This window comes from Mesorhizobium sp. M0870, from assembly GCF_040319775.1.
Classification (GTDB): Bacteria; Pseudomonadota; Alphaproteobacteria; order Rhizobiales; family Rhizobiaceae; genus Mesorhizobium.
In genome coordinates this window covers 1-18,605 of sequence record NZ_JAMYOI010000023.1, presented here as the reverse complement: position 1 = coordinate 18,605, position 18,605 = coordinate 1, and the positions used below count along the sequence as shown (strand labels likewise).

The following is an 18,605-nucleotide window of genomic DNA, read 5'->3' as shown; positions in this document are numbered from 1 at the left end:
GCCGTTGAGGTCTCGGCTCACGCCAGCGCCTCCTCGACAATCCGGCCAAGCTCGGGCTCGATGTAGGAGAGATCCTCCTCGTCCTTGATCAGCACGCCGATGGCGCGGCGGAAGGCTTCCGGCCACGGGCTGCCGCCTTTTTCCAGGATGGTCGCGGCGTTGGCCCATTCGACCGCCTCGGCAATGCCGGGCGGCTTGGCGAGCGGGCGGGCGCGAATGGTCTGCACGGCCGCCGCCACCGCGCGTGCGGTGGCTTGCGCTACATCGCCGGCGCGCAGCATGATGATGGCGGCCTCGCGCTCGGCGTCGGGATAGCCGATCCAGTGGTATACGCAGCGGCGGCGCAGTGCTTCGGCCAGTTCCCGGGTGCGGTTCGAGGTCAGGATGACGATCGGCTGTGCCGTGGCGCGGATGGTGCCGCGCTCGGGAATGCTGATCTGGAAGTCGGAGAGGAATTCCAAAAGCAGCGCTTCGAATTCGTGGTCCGAGCGGTCGATCTCGTCGACCAGCAGCACGCGCTGCTCGGGCGCCTTCAGCACCTGCAGCAGCGGCCGGGCGATCAGGAAACGGTCGTCGTAGATGTCGATCTCATGCTCGCCGGCATGGCGGATGGCGAGCAGTTGGCGCTGGTAGTTCCATTCGTAGAGCGCATGCGCGGCATCGATGCCTTCATAGCATTGCAGCCGCACCAGATCACGGCCGAGCAGCGCGGCGATCGCCTTCGCCGCCTCCGTCTTGCCTACGCCCGGCGCGCCTTCGAGCAGCAGCGGCTTGCCCAGCCGGATTGCCAGGAAGATCGCGGTCGAAAGGCTCTCGTCGGCAAGGTAGCGCGAGGCGGCCAGGTGCTGCGCCACCGCCTCCGGCGAGGTCGCGACAGTCTCGGCGCTTGTCCCTGTCATTCCAGCCCTCAATTCGCCGTTTGCGCCTTCAGCGCGCGCAGGATGCGCTCCGGCGTGATCGGCAGAGTGTCGATGCGCACGCCGACGGCGTCGAAGACGGCATTGGCGACGGCCGGGATCTGCGGGTTGGCGCACATTTCGCCCGGCCCCTTGGCGCCGTATGGTCCGTCCGCCGAAGGCCGCTCCAGAACGATGATCTCGGTCTCGGCGAGATCGCCGGGGCCGGGCATCAGATACTGGTTGAAGTCGGTGCCGCCATGGTCGCGGTTGGGATAATAGGGCTCGGTTGTCTCATAGAGCGCATGGCTGATGCCCATCCAGGAGCCGCCAACCAGCTGCTGTTCGACCATCTTTGGGTTCAGCGCGCGGCCGATCTCGAAGACGTTCTTCACCGTCAGCACGGTAACCTCGCCGGTCTCGTCGTCGACCTCGACCTCGGCCACCGTGCAGGCATGGGCATAACAGGTCGACGGCTTCATCGCGCCGGTTTCCTTCTCGGGATAGGAGCGCGGGATCAGGAACATGCCGCGGCCGGAGATCGAGCGGCCACGCTTGAAATGCGCCGACAGCGCGACATCGAAGATCGAGATCGACTTTTGCGGTGCGCCTTTGACCAGGATGTTGCCCTGTCCATCGGTCTCGAGGTCGGAGGCGTTGACCTCCAACTCCTCGGCGGCCACTTCCAGCATCACCTGGCGCGCTTCCCTTGCCGCCTGGATGACGGCGTTGCCGGCGCGGTGGGTGCCGCGCGAGGCGAATGTGCCCATGCAGTGCGGGCCGGTGTCGGTGTCGGCGGTGTCGACGACGACACGGTCGGTCGGCACGCCGATCGTCTCGGCGCAGATCTGCGCCATGATCTGCTTCATGCCCTGACCGAGATCGACGCTGGAAAGCGTCACCATGAAATTGCCGGTCGGCGTCGAATGCACCAGCGCCTGCGTCGGGTCGCCGCCGAGGTTCATGCCGGTGGGATAGTTGATCGCGGCAACGCCGCGTCCACGCCTGATCGCCATCTCAAGCTCCCTTCACGTAAGACGACATGGCCATGTATTTCTCCGCCACCGGCCAGTTGGCTGCGCGCGAGGCTTCCTGCATGCATTCGATCAGCGCCGCGCCCTCGGTCGGCTGGCGATGCGCCTTCATGTCGCCGTCGCGATAGGCGTTGATGAAGCGGAATTCGAGCGGATCCATGCCGATCAGCCGCGCCAGTTTGTCCATCTGCACCTCCAGCGCGAAGTCGCCGATGGTGACGCCGAAGCCGCGCATGGCGGAGGAGGGCGTGCGGTTGGTGTAGACGCAGTAGGTGTCGATCCAGACGTTTGGGATGGTGTAGGGGCCGGGATAGTGCCCCGCGCCCTTCTGCGCGCCATAGGGCGAGTGGCGCGAATAGGCGCCGGCGTCGGTATAGCCGGTGACCTTGCGCGCGACGATGCGGCCGTCCTTCATGACGCCGTCCTTGATGACGACCTTTTCGGCCGCTCGCGGCGACGAGATCTGCATCTCCTCCTCGCGGCTGTAGATAAAACAGACTGGTCGTCCTGTTAATTTTGCGCCGAGGATGGCGATGGGCTCGACGATGACGTCGACCTTGCCGCCAAAACCGCCGCCGACGGTGCCGCCGACGAAATGCAGTTTGCTGCCCGGCATCTGCAGGATGATCGAGGTGTTGTCGAGCGTGAAGAACATCGCCTGCGTGTTGGTGTAGCAGGTGAAGCGGTCATTGCCCTCGGGTGCCACCACGCAGCCGGTGGTCTCGGTCGGCGCGTGCTCGATCGGCGAGGACTGGTAGCTCTCCTCCAGGATGTGGTCGGCGCCGGCGAAGCCCGCCTCGACATCGCCGAAGCGCACCTTGCGGCACTCGCCGCTGTCATAGAGGTAATAATTCTGGCCGTGATATTCGTTGACCAGGGGCGCGCCGGGCTTCAGCGCCTCTTCCATGTCGAAGACGGCCGGCAGCACCTCATAGTCGACCTTGACCTTGGCTGCGGCCTCCTGCGCGGCACGCTCGGTTTCGGCCAGCACGGCCACCACGGCCTCGCCCTTCCAGCGCACCTTGCCGTCGGCAAGCACCGTCTCGTCCTCCGGCCCGACCTGGATCAGGATCAGGATGGTGTAGACATTGTGCGGCACGTCCTTGGCGGTCAGAATCTTCACCACGCCCGGATGCTTTTCCGCTTCCGAGGTGTCGATCGAGCGGATGCGGGCATGGTGATGCGGGCTGCGCACCATCTTCAGGTGCAGCATGCCAGGGAAATTGCGGTCGGCGAAAAAGGCGGTCTTGCCGGTGACATGGCCTGGCGAATCCGAGCGCGGCCGGGGCTGGCCGATCTCGTTCAGATCGTCCTTGCGGATATCAGTGAAGTAGTTCTTGCGCAGTTCCATTGCTTTGGACCCCTCAGGCCGCGTTCTGCGAATTGGCGCGGGCGGCGGTCAGCACCGCCTGGATGATCGGCTCGTAACCGGTGCAGCGGCAGATGTTTCCCGACAGCGCCTCGACCACCTCGTCGCGGCTGGGGTTGGGTGTGTGGTCGAGCAGCACCTTTGCCGCCATGATCATGCCCGGCGTGCAGAAGCCGCATTGCGTGGCGAACGTGTCGAGGAAGGCGCGCTGCAGCGGGTGCAGCACGCCAGCTTCCGAAAGTCCCGATGTCGTGCTGATGACGGCGCCATCGCAGGTCTCGGCCAAGGTCAGGCAGGAGAGCCTGAGTTCGCCGTCTATGATGACCGAACAGGCGCCGCAGGTCCCTTGATGGCAGCCGCCTTTCGGTGAGGTGTCGCCGATCTTGTCGCGCAGGGCCTGAAGCAGCGTCGTGCCGCTGTCGATGAATTCGGCCTTTTCCGAGCCGTTGAGCGTGAATTGAACCGGAACCTTTGCCATGTTTTCCTCCCAGCGCGCCTGCCCGAACCGGCGGACAGACGCGCGCCCCCGAACGAAATATTATGCGAGCAGCAACCGGCCGAGATGAACCGGCAAGACTTCGGCGCGATACCAGGCGCTGGCGATCGGGTCGGTGATGGGCGAGGTGCCATCACCGGCCGCGGCCAAGGCCGGCGCGATGCCGTCAGCGGTCAGCTTTCGGCCGATCAGCGCTTTTTCCGCCGCCCTGGCGCGCATTGGCCGATCCGCCATGCAGCCGAGCGCGATCCGCGCCGAGGTCACGGTGCCATCCGACGACAGTTCCAGAGCACCGGCTATGCTGAGCACCGAGACGCCCTTGGGCTTGACCCTCGACACTTTCAGGAAGCGGAAACTGTCGGCCTTCGGAAGCGTGAAGCTCACGGAAGTGACGACGGCACGGCTGCCGTCCCGATTGGCCAGAAAAGTCTCGATAGGCGTTTCGCCGCCATCGGTGCCGACCATGGCATCGAGCGCCAGCAGGGCAACAGCGAAATCGCCATAGGGGGCCGGGGCAAAAAGATTGCCGCCGACGGTCGCCATGTTGCGGATGGCCGGGCCACCGACGGCGCGGGCGGCCTTGGCGAGCGTGCCGAGCTCCGGATGGCCGGCGATCGCCGCCATCGTCACCGAAGCGCCGACACGGGCTTTTCCACCGGCAACGGCGATGGTGGACAAAGACGGCTCGGTCGACCTGACAAGGCCGGAAACCGAGACATCGCCCTCATTGGCCGCGCGGACGACCAGCGTGCCGCCGCCGAGATAGCGTGTGCCCTGGGCTTTCAGTGCCGCGTTCGCGTCTTTCACCGTTGCAAAGGTCTGCAGTGCCAGCGCCATGGTTTGGCTCCTGTCAGCTCTGGCCGGCGAAATGGCTTTTCAGAGCGTTGAAGCCGCCCTGAAAGACATTGGCGCCCATGCCCTCGGCCAGCTTGTCTGCCTCCTCGGGCGCGGCGTCGAAGCTGGCGGTCCATTCGGCGTAGGTGCGGTCGCCATCGGTCACGCGCCGCAACTGCAGCGTCGCCTTGTGATTGGTCAGCGGCTGCGGCGTCTCCAGGATGGAGTAGCTGACGAGGAAATTCTGATCGGAAAAATCGAGCAGCTTTTCGCGCAGGCGGGGGCCGCTGGCGAGCTGGAAATTGCGCACGCAGCCGATCGTGGTGGCATCCTTGCCGTCTTCAATGTGGCTTTCCACCATGCGCGGATGCCAGCCCGGCAGCCCGTTGAAGTCGCGTATGCGCGCCCAGACCTTTTCGACCGGCGCGTCGATGACGCTGGATATGGTGACTTTGGCCATTCAAATGTTCCCTTGCAAAAGCGATCCGGTGCAAGGGTAGGGCGGCCATTTCAGCGACGCTTATCAATGCGTCTTGAGCGTGTATCAAGGAGTCTGAAAAACAGTCGACCTTGACTAAACGAGGACAGGTTCAGGCAATCGCCCGCGCGGCCTCGCGGTAGAGCGTCGGCGGCACGCCGACATGGTCGCGGAAAAAGCGCGAGAAATTGCCCTGCGTGGTGAAGCCGAGATTGCAGGCGACCGAGATCAGCGGCTCCCGCGACCATTGCAGCTGCCGCACCGCTTCCTCCATGCGCAGCGTATTCCAGTAGACATTGGGCGTCAGATTGGTCTGTTCCTTGAACAAAGCGAAGAAATGCGGTCGCGACAGGCCGACGCTGCGCGCCACGTCGTCGAAGCAGATGCGCTCGCAGACATTGGCCTTCATCAGCTGGATTGCCTTGCGGACACGGAAATCCTGCATGGTGTTGATGCGGACACGGGCCTCCTGCGGCGCCGAGGCGTCGGCGGCGTCGAGCACGCTATCGATGAAACGCTCGATCTCGTAGTTGGCGATATCGTCGACGCTCTCATTGTCGCTGAGGTGGTCGAGCAGATTGGCGGCGGCCTGATGCAGCCACGGTTCCAGCGTGATCGCGGCTTGTGAGAACAGCGGCGCAGACGAAGGCAGGTCGCGGCGGCGCCGCGCCCAGTCGGGATCGATGTAGAAGGCGAGAAACAGACCGGGCGTCCCGTTTTGCGACAGAACATGGCTGTGCGGCTGGAAGGAGTTGATGCCGGCGGCCGTTCCAGGTCCAAGCCGGACGGTCTCGCGGCCGATGGTCATTTCGCCGGCCGTACCTTCCAGCCAGATGATCAGATGGGCCTCGACATGGGCATGAGTGACGAAGTCGCTTGCGACATTCAGGATAGAAACATGTCCGAACCGGCCCCAGTAGAGCCTGATCGCTTCCGTCATGGGTATATCCTCCCGCAGACGACTGGCCTCCCTTCGCCTGCAACAGGGATTGTGCGGCGGAGTTCGGGGCCGCGTCAAGACGCGCGGGGGCGGCGAGGGCCAATGACGGCCGATGCGGCCGGATTTTCAGACTGAGCGATAGGTTTCCTCTTCTCCCACAAGGGAAGAACGCCCTTCAAACCGAAGCCGTCATGCCGCCATCGACATACAGCGTATGGCCGTTGACGAAAGACGATGCGTCGGAGGCAAGGAACACGGCGGCGCCGATCAACTCGTCGACATTGCCCCAGCGCCCGGCGGGCGTGCGCTTTTCCAGCCAGGCGGAAAATTCCGGATTGTCGACCAGCGCCTGGTTCATCTCGGTGCGGAAATAGCCGGGTGCGATCGCATTGATCTGCAGGCCGTATCTCGCCCAGTCGGCGCACATACCCCTTGTCAGGTTGCGGATCGCGCCTTTGGTCGCGGTGTATGGTGCGATGTTCGGCCTTGCCAGCTCGCTCTGCACCGAGCCGATGTTGATGATCTTGCCCTTGCCGCGCGGGATCATGTGGCGGGCGACCGCCTTGCCGACATGGAAGGCGCCCGACACATTGGTCTTGAACAGGCGCTCCCACTGCTCCTCGGGAAAGTCCTCGAGCGGAGCGCGGAACTGCACGCCGGCATTGTTGATGAGGATGTCGATGGCGCCGATCTCGGCCTCGATGCGGGCAATGTCCGCGTTGACCGCCTGAAAATCGGTGACGTCGAATACCGAGGCGTGCGCCTTGAAGCCGACATCGCGCAGCTTTTCGACGGCGCTGTCGATCCTGGCGGTGTCGCGACCGTTCAGCACTATGCTTGCACCGTGTCCGGCGAGGCCCCGAGCCAGCGCAAAGCCGATGCCTTGACCGGAGCCAGTCACCAGCGCCACCCGCCCCTCGAGGCTGAACAGGGAGTTGGCCATCAAACAGTCTTTTGTTTGACCATGATCTTGCCTGAAAACCGGTTTCCACTTTTCGGGATCATGGTTCTAGTCGCTGCGGCGGAAATTGCGGATGCGGTCGAACAGCACCGCCAGCAGGATGGCGCCGCCGATGAACACACCTTGCCAGAAGGCATTGATGCCGAGCAGACCGAGACTGTTGCGGATCACCTCGATCAGGGCCGCACCGACGATGGCGCCAAAGGCGGTGCCGACGCCGCCAGCCAGATTGGCGCCGCCAATGACGGTTGCGGCGATCACCTGCAGCTCCATGCCGGTGCCGAGATTGGTGGTGACGGCACCCAGCCAGCCGGTCTGGATGATGCCGGCAATGCCGGCCGACAGCGCCGAGATCATGTAGACGGCAACCTTGATCTGGCGCACCGGAACGCCGGTCAGCGTTGCCGCGTGCTCGTTGCCGCCAATGGCGAAGATGTGGCGGCCGAACTTCGTCCAACGCAGGATAAAGCCGGTGATCAGCGCCAGAAGGATCATGTAAAGCACCGGATTGGCGATGCCGAACACCCAGGCGCCGCCGCCCAATGACAGAAGCTTGGCGTGGTCCGGCCCGAACTGGAAGACGACCGTGTTGTTGGAGGCGACCATGGCTAGGCTGCGGGCGATCGACAGCATGCCGAGCGTCACCACAAAGGGTGGAAAGCCGAGATAGGCGATCAGCACGCCGTTGAAGGCGCCAATGGCGAGCGCGGTGGCGATCGAGGCCAGGATGCCGACCTCGATCGAGTAGCCGGCATGCATCGTGACGGCCAAAATCATCGACGACAGGCACAGCACCGAGCCGACCGAGAGGTCGATGCCGCCGGTGATGATGACGAAGGTCATGCCGAGCGCGATAATGGCGACGAAGGTGATGTTGCGGGTGATGTTGTAGAGGTTCTTCGACGTGGCAAACGCGTCGGTGGCAAACGACAGGAACACGCAGGCGAGGATAACGGCGATCACCACCCAGAAGGTCTGGCTGGCAAACACTCTTGCCGGCAGGGATTGCTGCTTGTGTTCGATCGGCTGGTCAATTGTCAGTGCCATCGTCGACCTTCATCTGCTGTGCGTGGTGAAATTCGCTGAAATCAAACCTGTTCGATGGCGCCGGTGATCAGCCCGGTGACTTCCTCGGGCGAGCTCGACGCAATCGTCTTGTCGGCGACCTTGCGGCCGCGCCGCATGACTATGACGCGGTCGGCGACGGTGAAGACGTCAGGCATTCGGTGACTGATCAGCACGACGGCAATGCCTTGATCGCGCAAATGGCGGATCAGGTTCAGCACTTCGGCGACCTGGCGCACCGAGATAGCGGCCGTCGGTTCGTCCATCAGCACGATCTTGGCCTGCGACAGCATGGTGCGGGCGATCGCCACCGCTTGGCGCTGGCCACCCGACATCTGCTTGACGAGATCGCGCGGACGGGTCTCGGACTTCAATTCGGCGAAGAGCTGGCCGGCACGCTTGTACATCGAGGCATAGTCGAGGATGCGGAACGGCCCGACGCCGCGCCGCAACTCGCGGCCGAGATAGACGTTGGCGGCGGCGGTCAGATTGTTGCAGAGCGCAAGGTCCTGGTGGACGATCTCGATGCCGTGCTGGCGGGCTTCCGCCGGCTTGTGCAGGATCAATTCCTTGCCGTCCATGTGCATGGTGCCATGGCTCGGGCGGAAATTGCCGGCGATCATCTTGACCAGCGTCGACTTGCCGGCGCCGTTGTCGCCCATGAGGCCGACCACCTGTCCGGGCTCGATCGACAGCGACACGTCGTTGACGGCCTGGATGGCGCCGAAATGCCTTGAGATGTTGGTGAGTTCGAGAACCGCCACCAGCCTTTGCCTCCCCGTGATTTGCGACCTGCTGCTGTTCCCGGCGTGGATGCCGACGCTGCTTTGGCCTCGCTCTCCCCGGCTCCTCCCGAAGACGGCGTTAGCGTTCTTTTACGCAAAAGCCGGCGCACGTCAATCAATTGTCGGACGAATTGGGCCAGGACTATTTTAAAAATCCGTTTTGTAGGACAAATAGCATTGACGTTGGCGCCAAGCCGATATTAGCTAAGCGTCGGAGGAGATTATGCCGATCTCCGCTGGCGGTTCGCCGGCCGGAATCGGCGGAGGTTTGACGGCCCAAGATCAAGCGGCACCTGTGTGTGAGTTGATCTGAAGCCGAATCTGGAAATGCTTATCGATCTGTCCTGGCGACACGAGCGCTCGCGAAACGACCCTCGGTCATCACGCATCCGGTCGATCTGTATGGCGGGCACGCCGTGTCCGTTTGTTTCAAGGGAGGACTGACATGAGGAAAACACTTTTGCTCGCCGCCGTCGCCGCAATGGCGTTGGGTGCCGGGCCGGCTTTGGCCAAGAAACAGCTCGTCATTGTCGTGAAAGGTCTCGACAATCCGTTCTTCGAGGCCATCCACCAGGGCTGCGAGAAATGGAACAAGGAAAACGCCAGCTCGGAGTATGAATGCTTCTACACCGGTCCGGCGTCGACTTCGGACGAGGCCGGCGAGGCGCAGATCGTCCAGGACATGCTGAGCAAGGCCGACACGGTCGCGATGGCGATCTCGCCGTCCAACGCGCCGCTGATCGCGCAGACGATCAAGAGCGCCAATCCGACGATCCCGATCATGACGGTCGATGCCGATCTCAGCAAGGAAGACGCAGGTCTTCGCAAGACCTATCTCGGTACCGACAATTACCTGATGGGCAAGAAGATCGGCGAGTACATCAAGAAGGGCAAGCCGAATGGTGGCACGATCTGCACCATCGAAGGCAACCCGGCAGCCGACAACATCCTGCGCCGTGCGCAAGGCATGCGTGACGCACTGTCGGGCAAGGAAGGCCTTGCCGCACTTGCGGGTGAAGGTGGTTGGACCGAAGTTCCCGGCTGCCCGGTGTTCACCAATGACGATGGCGCCAAGGGCGTGCAGGCGATGACCGACATCCTCGCCGCCAACCCCAAGCTGGACGCCTTCGGCATCATGGGCGGCTGGCCGCTGTTCGGCGCGCCGCAGCCCTACCGCGATCTGTTCGGGCCGCTCAAGGACCGGATCGCCAGCAACGACTTCGTCATCGGCGCCGCCGACACGATCGGCGACGAAGTGGCGATCGCTCGTGACGGCCTTGTAACGGCTCTGGTCGGCCAGCGGCCGTTCGAAATGGGCTACAAGGCACCGTCGGTGATGATCGACCTGATCGAAGGCAAGGCGGTCGCCGATCCGGTGTTCACCGGCCTCGACGAGTGCACCAAGGATACGGTCGACACCTGCATCCAGAAGTAGGTTCTCGATTTCGGGGCGCCCGGTTGCGGGCGCCCCGTCATTCCTGAACGGAAGCGGTAATTCCCGAACGGACGCAATAGTTGGGGCAATCGGCTCCGGCTTTGCCGCGCCCGTGATCTGGATTTTTCGGCAACGAGATCGGCGCCCGTACGGTTCGGACCAGTCCGGACGACAGACGGTCGACGCATTGGAACGTGGATGCCGGACGAGAAGTCAAGCAAGCGAACCGACCTAACCAAGGCACAAGCGAGCCACGGTCCGGCTGTCATGCGGAAGGCTGGTGCCGCGCATTTTGCGGGGGCGAGCGTCCATGTCTCGTTGGCCGGCGAGATTGGCCTGCGGATCGTGCGTGGCGACTATCCGCCCGGCACCATCCTGCCCAACGAGTCCAAATGGGCCGAGATCTTCAATGTCAGCCGTTCGGCGGTGCGCGAAGCCATCAAGATGCTGATGGCGAAAAGCCTGTTGGCCTCACGCCCCAAGATCGGCAGTTGGGTCGAGCCGAAGGAGCGCTGGAACCTGCTCGACCGCGACGTTCTGGCCTGGTACGCGACGGCGCCCGACCGCGAGGCGTTCCTGCGAACCGTGCAGGAGTTTCGTCATATCATCGAGCCGGAAGCGTCGGCCTTTGCCGCCATGCGGCGCAGCGACGAGCAAATGGCGGAAATCAGCCAGGCCTGCCGCGACATGGGCGAGGCCTTGAGCCTGCAGGAGCGTATCCGCGCCGATACGCGCTTTCATCTGGCCATCCTGCGCGCTTCCGGCAACGACCTTCTGGTGCCGCTCGGCGTGCTGATCGAATCGGCGCTCGACCATCTCTTCGCATTCACGACACAGCAGGTCGCCGATCAGCGCCAGGCGCAGAAGCTGCATGAGGCGATCGAAAAGAACATCCGCCTGCAGCGCCCAGCCGCTGCGCGCAACGCCGTGCACAAGCTGCTTGCAGATACCGACGATGGGATAGGGCGGTGGCGGCGGTGATCGGCGCCGGCGTTGGGCAATCGGTTAAATGGTCTGTTTCTTGCCATCCTTCATCGGCATCAGGTCGACACCGTTCACCCCAGCGATATGCGTCGCCAGCATCGGTACGAATTGCTCGGCCGGGCCGGTTGCATGGGCACCGGCGAAGGAGTTCTTGGTGGCGTTGCCGAGCGGGTTGGCAATGCCGGCCGCACCCGCCATCGATTCCAGATAGGTCAGGTCCTTGAAGGCATTGGCGATGGTGAATTTGTGCGCGTCGCGGTCACCTTCCAGCGTCCAGCGCATGAAGGTCTGGTAGAAGCCGCAATCCATGCGGCCATTGCGAATGACGCTGTCGAAGCGCGGCGGCGAGATGCCGACCTTCTCAGCCAGTGCCAGTGCCTCGGAATATATCGCTGCGTAGCCAAGCGAGATGAAATTGTTGAGCAGCTTCATGCGATGGCCATCGCCGGTGTCGCCGATATGGACGATGCGGCCGGCCCAGGTTTCGATCACCGGTTTCACCCTGGCAAAAAGGGCGTCCGGCGCGCCGACCATGGCGTCGAGCGTGCCTTCCCAGGCTTCCTTCGGCGTGCGGCTGAGCGGCGCGTCGACAAAATCGATGCCGAGCGCCTTAAGTTCCGCTGCCAGCGCCACCGTCGAGACCGGATCGGAGGTCGAGCAGTCGACGACGACCGAGCCCTTTTTCAAGCCCTCCTTGAGGCCGCCGGGGCCGCGAATGATGGCTTCGACCTCGCGCGAACCGGTGACGCAGATGAAGACGATATCAGATGCCGCCGCCACATCGCGCGAGGTCGATGCTTCCGTGGCGCCGCGGCCAAGCAGGTCTTCCGCCGGTTTGCGGTTCTTGCGGCCGAGGAAGGTCAGACTGTAGCCCTTGTCGACGATGTTCTTGGCGATCCCGTGGCCCATCAGGCCAAGCCCGATGAAGCCGATCTTTTCGCGCGCGGCAGTCGTGTTCATGTCTTCAAGTCCTGTTGCAATGATTGATGTCAGGCGCTGCCGTTTTGCAGGCGAGGGTGGTTGCAGATGGCGATATTGTCTGACAATACACATAAATCCCTGAGGATGTGGAGAGCAAAATGACAAAACGGATCATGTTCACCGGCGGCAGCGGCAAGGCCGGACGCCATGTCGTCCAGTATCTGGTCGAGCAAGGCTGTCAGGTGCTCAACATCGACACCAGGCCGCTCGACAATCCCAAGGTGCGCACGCTGATCACCGACATCACCGACAGCGGGCAGGTGTTCAACGCGCTGTCGAGCTATATGGGCCTGCATGAATTCGACCCCTCGCTGCGCCCGCAGCCGGTCGATGCGGTGGTGCATTTCGCCGCCATCCCGCGCATCATGATCACCACCGACAACGAGGTGTTCCGCATCAATGCGCTCGGCACCTACAATGTCATCGAGGCGGCGGTGAAGCTCGGTATCCGCAAAATTATCATCGCCTCCAGCGAGACGACTTATGGGCTTGTGTTCGCCAACGAGCCGCGCGATCCCAAATATTTCCCGCTCGACGAGGAGTATGACGTCGACCCGATGGACAGCTATGCTTTGTCCAAGGTCGTCAACGAGAAGACGGCGCGGGCCTTCGCCCAGCGCAACGGCACCGACATTTATGCCCTGCGCATCGGCAACGTCATCGAGCCGCACGAATATTCACTGTTTCCGAAATGGTTCGCCGATCCGGGTTTCCGCAAGCGCATCGCCTGGAGCTATGTCGACGCGCGCGACCTTGGCCAGATCACGCTGCGCGCCATCGAGAAGGACGGCCTCGGCTATCAGGTGATCAACGCCGCCAATGACGACACCTCATCCGACCTGCCGACTGCCGAACTCCTGAAGCGGTTCTACCCCGGCGTGCCGGTGAAGGCCGAGCTCGGCGAATACGAGACGCTGCTGTCGAACCGCAAGGCGCGCGACGTGCTGGGCTTCCGCCCGGAGCATAGCTGGCGCAAATACGTCAAGCAGGACTGATCCGCGAAGCAATCGAGCTGATCTGTGCACAGCGGGCGGCTTTGCGGTGCAAGCCGCTTGCCGCGCTTGACAGCCTGCTTAATACGGACTTTCTGGAACCCATGCGGGACGCGAAGCCGAACAAGGAAAAATCGTTGGGGAAAGCGGCCTCCGGGGACCGTCCGGGCGGCGTTCGCCGGGCGGACGCCGCCCGTATTCCTGGCTCCAGCGTCCACGCCTCGCTGGCCAGCGAAATTGGCCTCAGGATCGTGCGCGGCGACTATCCGCCTGGTACCATCCTGCCCAATGAAGCGAAATGGTCGGAGACCTTCAGCGTCAGCCGCTCGGCGGTGCGCGAGGCGATCAAGATGCTGATGGCCAAGAGCCTTTTGGCCTCACGTCCCAAGATCGGCAGCTGGGTCGAGCCGAAGGAACGCTGGAACCTGCTCGATCGCGATGTGCTTGCCTGGTACGCGACGTCGCCAGATCGCGAAGTGTTCCTCAAGACGGTGCAGGAATTCCGCCACATCATCGAGCCGGAAGCGACCGCGTTTGCCGCCATGCGAAGAACTGACGAGCAGATGGCCGAGATCAGCCTGGCCTGCCGGGAGATGGGAGAGGCGACGAGCCTGCAGGAGCGGACCCGCGCCGACACGCGCTTCCATCTTGCCATCCTGCGGGCTTCGGGCAACGACCTGTTGGTGCCGCTCGGCGTACTGATCGAATCCGCCTTCGATCACCTCTTTGCCTATACGACGCGGGAGATCGACGATCTCAACCACGCGCAGAAGCTGCACGAGGCAATCGAGAAGAACATCCGCCTGCAGCGCCCCGACGCGGCGCGCAATGCAGTGCGCAAACTGCTCGCCAACACAGACGGCGTCATCCGCGCCCGGTAGGGCCGGCCGCCGCTAATCATCCTTGTCACGTCCGAAGGCGCTGCGCAGTTCATCCTTGGCGTCCTCAAGCACTTTTTTGCGCGCGGCAGGCAAGTTCTTGCCGGCGCGGTTGATGTAGAAGTTCAGCATCGACATGGCCGACTGGAACGGCTCGGCCTTGCGCCGGTGGCTGTGTTCGGCGGATCGCTTGAGCGAGGCGGCGATCTTCCTGGCGTCGTCGGATTCGAAGACGTGATCCTCAAGATCCATCGCGTCGCTGTGCTCGGTCACCTCGGCCGACCATTTTTTCCTGGTGGCGGTCATCGCAGGACTCCTCTGCAGGGTAGGCTGCCAGGAAACTCCGCACATCGGCATCGGTTCCGCCCTGGCTCTGGAGCCACGGATTTGCCAGCTGTGGCGCTGCTGCGACCCGAGAATGCGCCGATAGTGGCGCAAACGGCAGCCGATCTCCGAGACCGCCGACAGGAAACGCCTTGACCCGAACCGACAGCATCCAGCCCGGCCCCGGCATCGACAGCTCCTATGCCTGGATGCGGCTTGCCATCTCGATGCTGCTGGCGACGATCGGCGCCGTCGGAATGTGGGCAGTCGTCGTCGTGCTGCCCGCGGTGCAGGCCGAGTTCGGCGTCGACCGCGCAGCGGCGTCCATGCCTTATACTGCGACCATGGTCGGCTTTGCCGCCGGCAACGTGCTGGTCGGCCGCGCCATCGACCGGATGGGATACTGGATCCCGGCGCTGCTCTCTTCGATTGCGCTTTCCGCCGGCCTGCTTCTCGCGGCGCTGTCGACCTCGATCCTGCAATTCACGCTTGCCCAAGGAGTGCTGATCGGTATCGGCACGTCGGTGATCTTCGGGCCGCTGATCGCCGATATCTCGCACTGGTTCAACCGCCGGCGCGGTGTCGCGGTGACCGCGGCGGCCGCCGGAAACTACCTCGCCGGAGCGATCTGGCCGACCATCATGCCGACGCTGATAAAGGCGGAAGGCTGGCGCTTCACTTATGCCGCCATCGGCATCTTCTGTCTGGTGACTATGGTGCCGCTGGTGCTGATGCTGCGGCGCGGTGCCCCAGTTGCGGCTGCCGCCGGTTCGCCCGGAAGCCGGCCGGTGCAGTCGATGCCGCTGTCGCCGGCGGCGTTGCAGGTGCTGCTGGTCGTCGCCGGCCTCGGCTGCTGCGTGGCGATGTCGATGCCGCAAGTGCATATCGTCGCCTATTGCATGGACCTTGGCTACGGCGTCGCACATGGCGCCGACATGCTGTCGATCATGATGGCAGGCGGCGTCGTCAGTCGGCTGGCATCGGGCTTTCTCGCCGACCGCATCGGCGCGGTGTGGACACTGATGATCGGCTCGGTGCTGCAATGCCTGTCGCTGCTGTTCTACATCCCATTCGACGGGCTTGCCTCGCTCTATGTGGTGTCGCTGGTGTTCGGCCTGTCGCAGGGCGGTATCGTGCCTTGCTACGCGATCATCGTGCGCGACTACATGCCGGCCAAAGAGGCTGGCCAGCGTATCGGCATCGTCTTGATGGCGACGATCTTCGGCATGGCGATCGGCGGCTGGATGTCGGGCTGGATCTACGATTTGACCGGCTCCTATGCGGCTGCGTTCCTCAACGGCATCGCCTGGAATTTGCTGAACATACTGGCGATCGGGCTGCTGTTGTGGAAGGCACGGCGCAGCACAGCCGTGATGGCCTGAGCTCACCCTGCCCAATGGTCCGGGAGCTGCGCGGCTTGACAACCACCCAAGGCTGCGCGACGCCGGAAGGCGGATGGGTGCGGCAACAGGCCGATTTGGCATGACGACGGTGGCAAAGACCCTGAATATGGTTCTAAAGGCGCTTGGCTGCACAAGCCCGTCGCCAGGAGTGCGCCCTTGACCAAGCCGCGCTCGCGCCGGGGCGGCGGCCGCCCTACCATCGCGGATGTCGCGCGCAAGGCCGGCGTTGGTGCGATCACCGTGTCGCGCGCCCTGCGCGAGCCGGAGCGTGTGTCCGAAGAGCTGCGCCGCCAGATCCAGGCCGCCGTCGACGAACTGGGCTATGTGCCGGACCCGAATGCCCGGGCCCTGGCCTCGGCGCGCGCGGAGGTGTTCGGCGTGCTGGTGCCGTCGCTTACCAACAACGTCTTCGCCGAGGTGGTGCGCGGCATCTATGACAGCCTGTCGGCCAGCCCCTTCCGCATCCAGCTTGGCAACACCCACTATTCCGGCCTCGAGGAAGAGCGGCTGCTGCAGGTGTTCGGTTCGCAACGGCCGGCAGCGTTGATCGTCGCCGGCATCGATCAGACACCGGCTTCGCGAAAGCTGCTGGAAAGTGCCGGCTGCCCTGTGGTGCAGGTCATGGAAACGGGTCCCGATCCGGTCGACATGATGGTCGGCTTCTCGCATCTGGATGGCGGCAGGGCGGCGAGCGAGCATCTGATCGAGGCGGGCTATCGCCGCATCGGCTTCATCGGCGCGCGCATGGATCCGCGTTCGCAGCGGCGCCTTGCCGGCTATCGCGCGGCGATGGAGGCCGCGGGCCTGTTCGACCCGCGCCTCGTCACCACTACGCCGGTGCTGTCCAGCGTCTCGCTCGGCCGCGAGATGTTCCGCGATGCGCTGGCCAAGGTGCCGACACTCGACGGTGTCTTCTGCAACAATGACGATATCGCGCTCGGCGTCTTGTTCGAATGCCATCGCGCCTCGATCGCGGTACCGAAGACGATCGGCATCGTCGGGTTCAACGATCTCGACATGATGCAGGTGGCGTTTCCTTCGGTCACCAGCATCCGCACCCATCGTTATGAGATCGGCCGGCGTGCCGTTGCCATGGCGCTTGCGGCGATCGCCGGCAACAGACCGGAGCAACGGATCGTCGACCTCGGTTTCGAGCTCAAGCGCCGCGAGAGCACGGCGCGTTGAAACGCACAGGAGCAACTGTGCAAATGCCGGTTTACACGCCAATTTGGTAGCGCTACCATTTCCCGCAGGCAGGTGCATAAACGACAGGGCGTACCTGTTTATTATACATAAGCGACAACTAATACTTGTTTATTATGGATAATATGATAGTTTTCGTACCGCTGGGGGCGACAAGGGAGGAACCGGGTCGGCCACCACGGGCGGCCAAGGACGCGCATGGCGAGGCGGGAGGTGCCGGTCCATCGCGCGAAAATTCGCGTTGCGAAACGAACAATCTGAACTGCAATCGGGAGGATTATCGATGATCAAGTCACTTGTTGGTGGCGTCGTTGCCGCCACTGCATTCGTCATGCTCAATTCGGCCGCCATGGCCGCCGGACCCGAAATCGTGTCGGGTCCCGCCGCTCAGGCGGACTGTTTCGCGCCGTGGAGCGCGGAGACCAAATTCTTCAAATATCCCAAGAAGGAAGGGCCGTTCCGCATCGCCTTTGCCAATGGCTATATCGCCAATACCTGGCGCATCCAGATGGTGCAGACGGCCAAGGCCTACGCCGCACAACCTGAAGTCAAAGCCAAGATCAAGGAATTCAAGGTCGTCTCGACGGGCGAGGACGTGCCGGCACAGATCTCGGCGATCAACAATTTCATCGATTCCGGCTATGACGCCATCGTCACCGACGCCCAGAACCCGACGGCCTTCGGTCCGGTCATCAAGCGCGCCAAGGAAGCCGGCATCGTGCTGGTCGCCTTCGACAACATCCTCGACACCAAGGACGCCATCAACGTCAATGTCGATCAGAAGGGCCTTGGCGAATTGTGGGCCAAGTGGCTGGTCGCCAAGATTCCGAACGGCGGCAAGATCCTGGAAGTGCGCGGCGTCGCCGGCACCTCGGTCGACACCGATCGTCACAACGGCATCCACGAGGTCTTCGACGCGTCCGGCAAGAAGTGGGACGTGACCGAAGTCGCCGGCAAATGGGATGACGGCGTGGCACAGAAAGTGACCGCGGATGCGATCGCCACCAACGGTCCGTTCGACGGCATCACCGGGCAGGGCGGCGACACCGGCATCGTGCAGGCGATGATCGACGCCAAGCATCCGTTCGTGCCGTTTGGCGGCGAGACCGAGAACGGCTTCCGCAAGTTCTGCGCCGCGCATTCGGCCGACGGGCTGAAGTGCTCGTCCGCAGGCTCGGGTCCGGCTCAGGTCGCCGTCGCCATCAAGACCGCGATCGCCGCACTCGAAGGCGAGGTTGTGCCACAAGAGGTGAAGCTGCCGCTGGCGATCGCCGAAGACCCGAACTTGAAGGAAGGCACGGATTATTTCCCCAAGGAATCCGATAATTTCTTCGTCGGCAATTCCTTCCCGACCTGCGGCATCAATTTCAGCGCCCAGGAAATCATGGGTCAGACCAAGGAAAACCAGTAAATCATCGCTGGCTGTCACCTGGCGGGCGGGGGGGGGGGGGGGGGGCGGGGGGGTGGGGGCGGGGGCGGCCCCGGCCGCGGCCGGCGCCTCGGCGGCGGCAGGTGCGGCCGGCTTGGGCTGAACGGGCTTCGGCGCC

The 18,605-nt window shown here is 63.5% G+C and carries 19 protein-coding genes; 7 read left to right on the top strand and 12 right to left on the bottom strand.

The window, feature by feature from the left end:
* Nucleotides 1–17 precede the first annotated feature (17 nt).
* The 10 genes from NKH97_RS24045 to NKH97_RS24000 all read right to left on the bottom strand — a co-directional run bounded on the left by NKH97_RS24045 (nt 18) and on the right by NKH97_RS24000 (nt 8,837).
* Entirely contained in the window at nt 18–899 is an 882-nt protein-coding gene (locus NKH97_RS24045) for an AAA family ATPase (RefSeq protein ID WP_127295448.1), read from the bottom strand.
* An 8-nt stretch (nt 900–907) separates the two neighbouring features.
* Nucleotides 908–1,912 (bottom strand): xanthine dehydrogenase family protein molybdopterin-binding subunit, encoded by a 1,005-nt coding sequence (locus NKH97_RS24040; RefSeq protein WP_127295450.1) that lies wholly within the window; start codon nt 1,910–1,912, stop codon nt 908–910.
* A 1-nt stretch (nt 1,913) separates the two neighbouring features.
* The gene (locus tag NKH97_RS24035) at nt 1,914–3,281 is read right to left on the bottom strand and encodes a xanthine dehydrogenase family protein molybdopterin-binding subunit (RefSeq protein WP_127295452.1); all 1,368 of its coding nucleotides are present in this window, start codon (nt 3,279–3,281) and stop codon (nt 1,914–1,916) included.
* Nucleotides 3,282–3,294: 13 nt separating this feature from the next.
* Nucleotides 3,295–3,777 carry a (2Fe-2S)-binding protein gene (locus NKH97_RS24030; protein ID WP_127295454.1) on the bottom strand — a complete coding sequence of 161 codons (483 nt, stop codon included), beginning with the start codon at nt 3,775–3,777 and terminating at the stop codon, nt 3,295–3,297.
* A gap of 60 nt (nt 3,778–3,837) precedes the next feature.
* Complete coding sequence (locus tag NKH97_RS24025; protein ID WP_127295456.1) at nt 3,838–4,632, bottom strand: FAD binding domain-containing protein; 795 nt, start codon at nt 4,630–4,632, stop codon at nt 3,838–3,840.
* A gap of 13 nt (nt 4,633–4,645) precedes the next feature.
* Nucleotides 4,646–5,089: an SRPBCC family protein gene (locus NKH97_RS24020; RefSeq protein WP_127295458.1), complete on the bottom strand. Its 444-nt coding sequence runs from the start codon at nt 5,087–5,089 to the stop codon at nt 4,646–4,648.
* 130 nt (nt 5,090–5,219) lie between these two features.
* Nucleotides 5,220–6,047: an AraC family transcriptional regulator gene (locus tag NKH97_RS24015; RefSeq protein WP_127266791.1), complete on the bottom strand. Its 828-nt coding sequence runs from the start codon at nt 6,045–6,047 to the stop codon at nt 5,220–5,222.
* Between the two features lie 175 nt (nt 6,048–6,222).
* On the bottom strand, nt 6,223–6,990 hold the full coding sequence (locus NKH97_RS24010) for an SDR family oxidoreductase (protein WP_023813246.1): 768 nt from the start codon (nt 6,988–6,990) through the stop codon (nt 6,223–6,225).
* 66 nt (nt 6,991–7,056) lie between these two features.
* Entirely contained in the window at nt 7,057–8,055 is a 999-nt protein-coding gene (locus NKH97_RS24005; RefSeq protein WP_023813245.1) for an ABC transporter permease, read from the bottom strand.
* Between the two features lie 41 nt (nt 8,056–8,096).
* Nucleotides 8,097–8,837: an ATP-binding cassette domain-containing protein gene (locus NKH97_RS24000; protein WP_013530854.1), complete on the bottom strand. Its 741-nt coding sequence runs from the start codon at nt 8,835–8,837 to the stop codon at nt 8,097–8,099.
* A gap of 466 nt (nt 8,838–9,303) precedes the next feature.
* Here NKH97_RS24000 and NKH97_RS23995 point away from each other — a divergent pair, with 466 nt between their 5' ends.
* Together NKH97_RS23995 and NKH97_RS23990 are read left to right on the top strand one after the other, a co-directional pair.
* Nucleotides 9,304–10,293, top strand: coding sequence for a sugar-binding protein (locus tag NKH97_RS23995; RefSeq protein WP_023813244.1), 990 nt, complete (start codon nt 9,304–9,306; stop codon nt 10,291–10,293).
* A gap of 198 nt (nt 10,294–10,491) precedes the next feature.
* Nucleotides 10,492–11,274, top strand: coding sequence for a FadR/GntR family transcriptional regulator (locus NKH97_RS23990; RefSeq protein WP_023813243.1), 783 nt, complete (start codon nt 10,492–10,494; stop codon nt 11,272–11,274).
* A 24-nt stretch (nt 11,275–11,298) separates the two neighbouring features.
* On the opposite strand, the gene NKH97_RS23985 is transcribed toward NKH97_RS23990, so the two are convergent.
* Complete coding sequence (locus NKH97_RS23985; protein WP_023813242.1) at nt 11,299–12,237, bottom strand: NAD(P)-dependent oxidoreductase; 939 nt, start codon at nt 12,235–12,237, stop codon at nt 11,299–11,301.
* Between the two features lie 119 nt (nt 12,238–12,356).
* Between NKH97_RS23985 and NKH97_RS23980 the strand changes: the two genes are divergently transcribed.
* Both NKH97_RS23980 and NKH97_RS23975 read left to right on the top strand, forming a co-directional pair.
* Entirely contained in the window at nt 12,357–13,253 is an 897-nt protein-coding gene (locus NKH97_RS23980; RefSeq protein WP_023813241.1) for an NAD-dependent epimerase/dehydratase family protein, read from the top strand.
* 101 nt (nt 13,254–13,354) lie between these two features.
* Entirely contained in the window at nt 13,355–14,131 is a 777-nt protein-coding gene (locus NKH97_RS23975; RefSeq protein ID WP_023813240.1) for a FadR/GntR family transcriptional regulator, read from the top strand.
* Between the two features lie 12 nt (nt 14,132–14,143).
* On the opposite strand, the gene NKH97_RS23970 is transcribed toward NKH97_RS23975, so the two are convergent.
* Nucleotides 14,144–14,434 (bottom strand): DUF3175 domain-containing protein, encoded by a 291-nt coding sequence (locus tag NKH97_RS23970; RefSeq protein ID WP_031213606.1) that lies wholly within the window; start codon nt 14,432–14,434, stop codon nt 14,144–14,146.
* A gap of 170 nt (nt 14,435–14,604) precedes the next feature.
* On the opposite strand from NKH97_RS23970, the gene NKH97_RS23965 reads away from it, so the two are divergent.
* From NKH97_RS23965 to NKH97_RS23955, 3 genes are all read left to right on the top strand, one after another.
* Complete coding sequence (locus NKH97_RS23965) at nt 14,605–15,834, top strand: MFS transporter (RefSeq protein WP_023813238.1); 1,230 nt, start codon at nt 14,605–14,607, stop codon at nt 15,832–15,834.
* Nucleotides 15,835–16,011: 177 nt separating this feature from the next.
* Nucleotides 16,012–17,040, top strand: coding sequence for an HTH-type transcriptional regulator GntR (gene gntR / locus NKH97_RS23960; protein WP_023813237.1), 1,029 nt, complete (start codon nt 16,012–16,014; stop codon nt 17,038–17,040).
* 301 nt (nt 17,041–17,341) lie between these two features.
* A complete protein-coding gene (locus NKH97_RS23955; protein WP_023813236.1) occupies nt 17,342–18,469 on the top strand; it encodes a sugar ABC transporter substrate-binding protein in 1,128 nt (375 codons plus the stop codon).
* Nucleotides 18,470–18,605 lie beyond the last annotated feature (136 nt).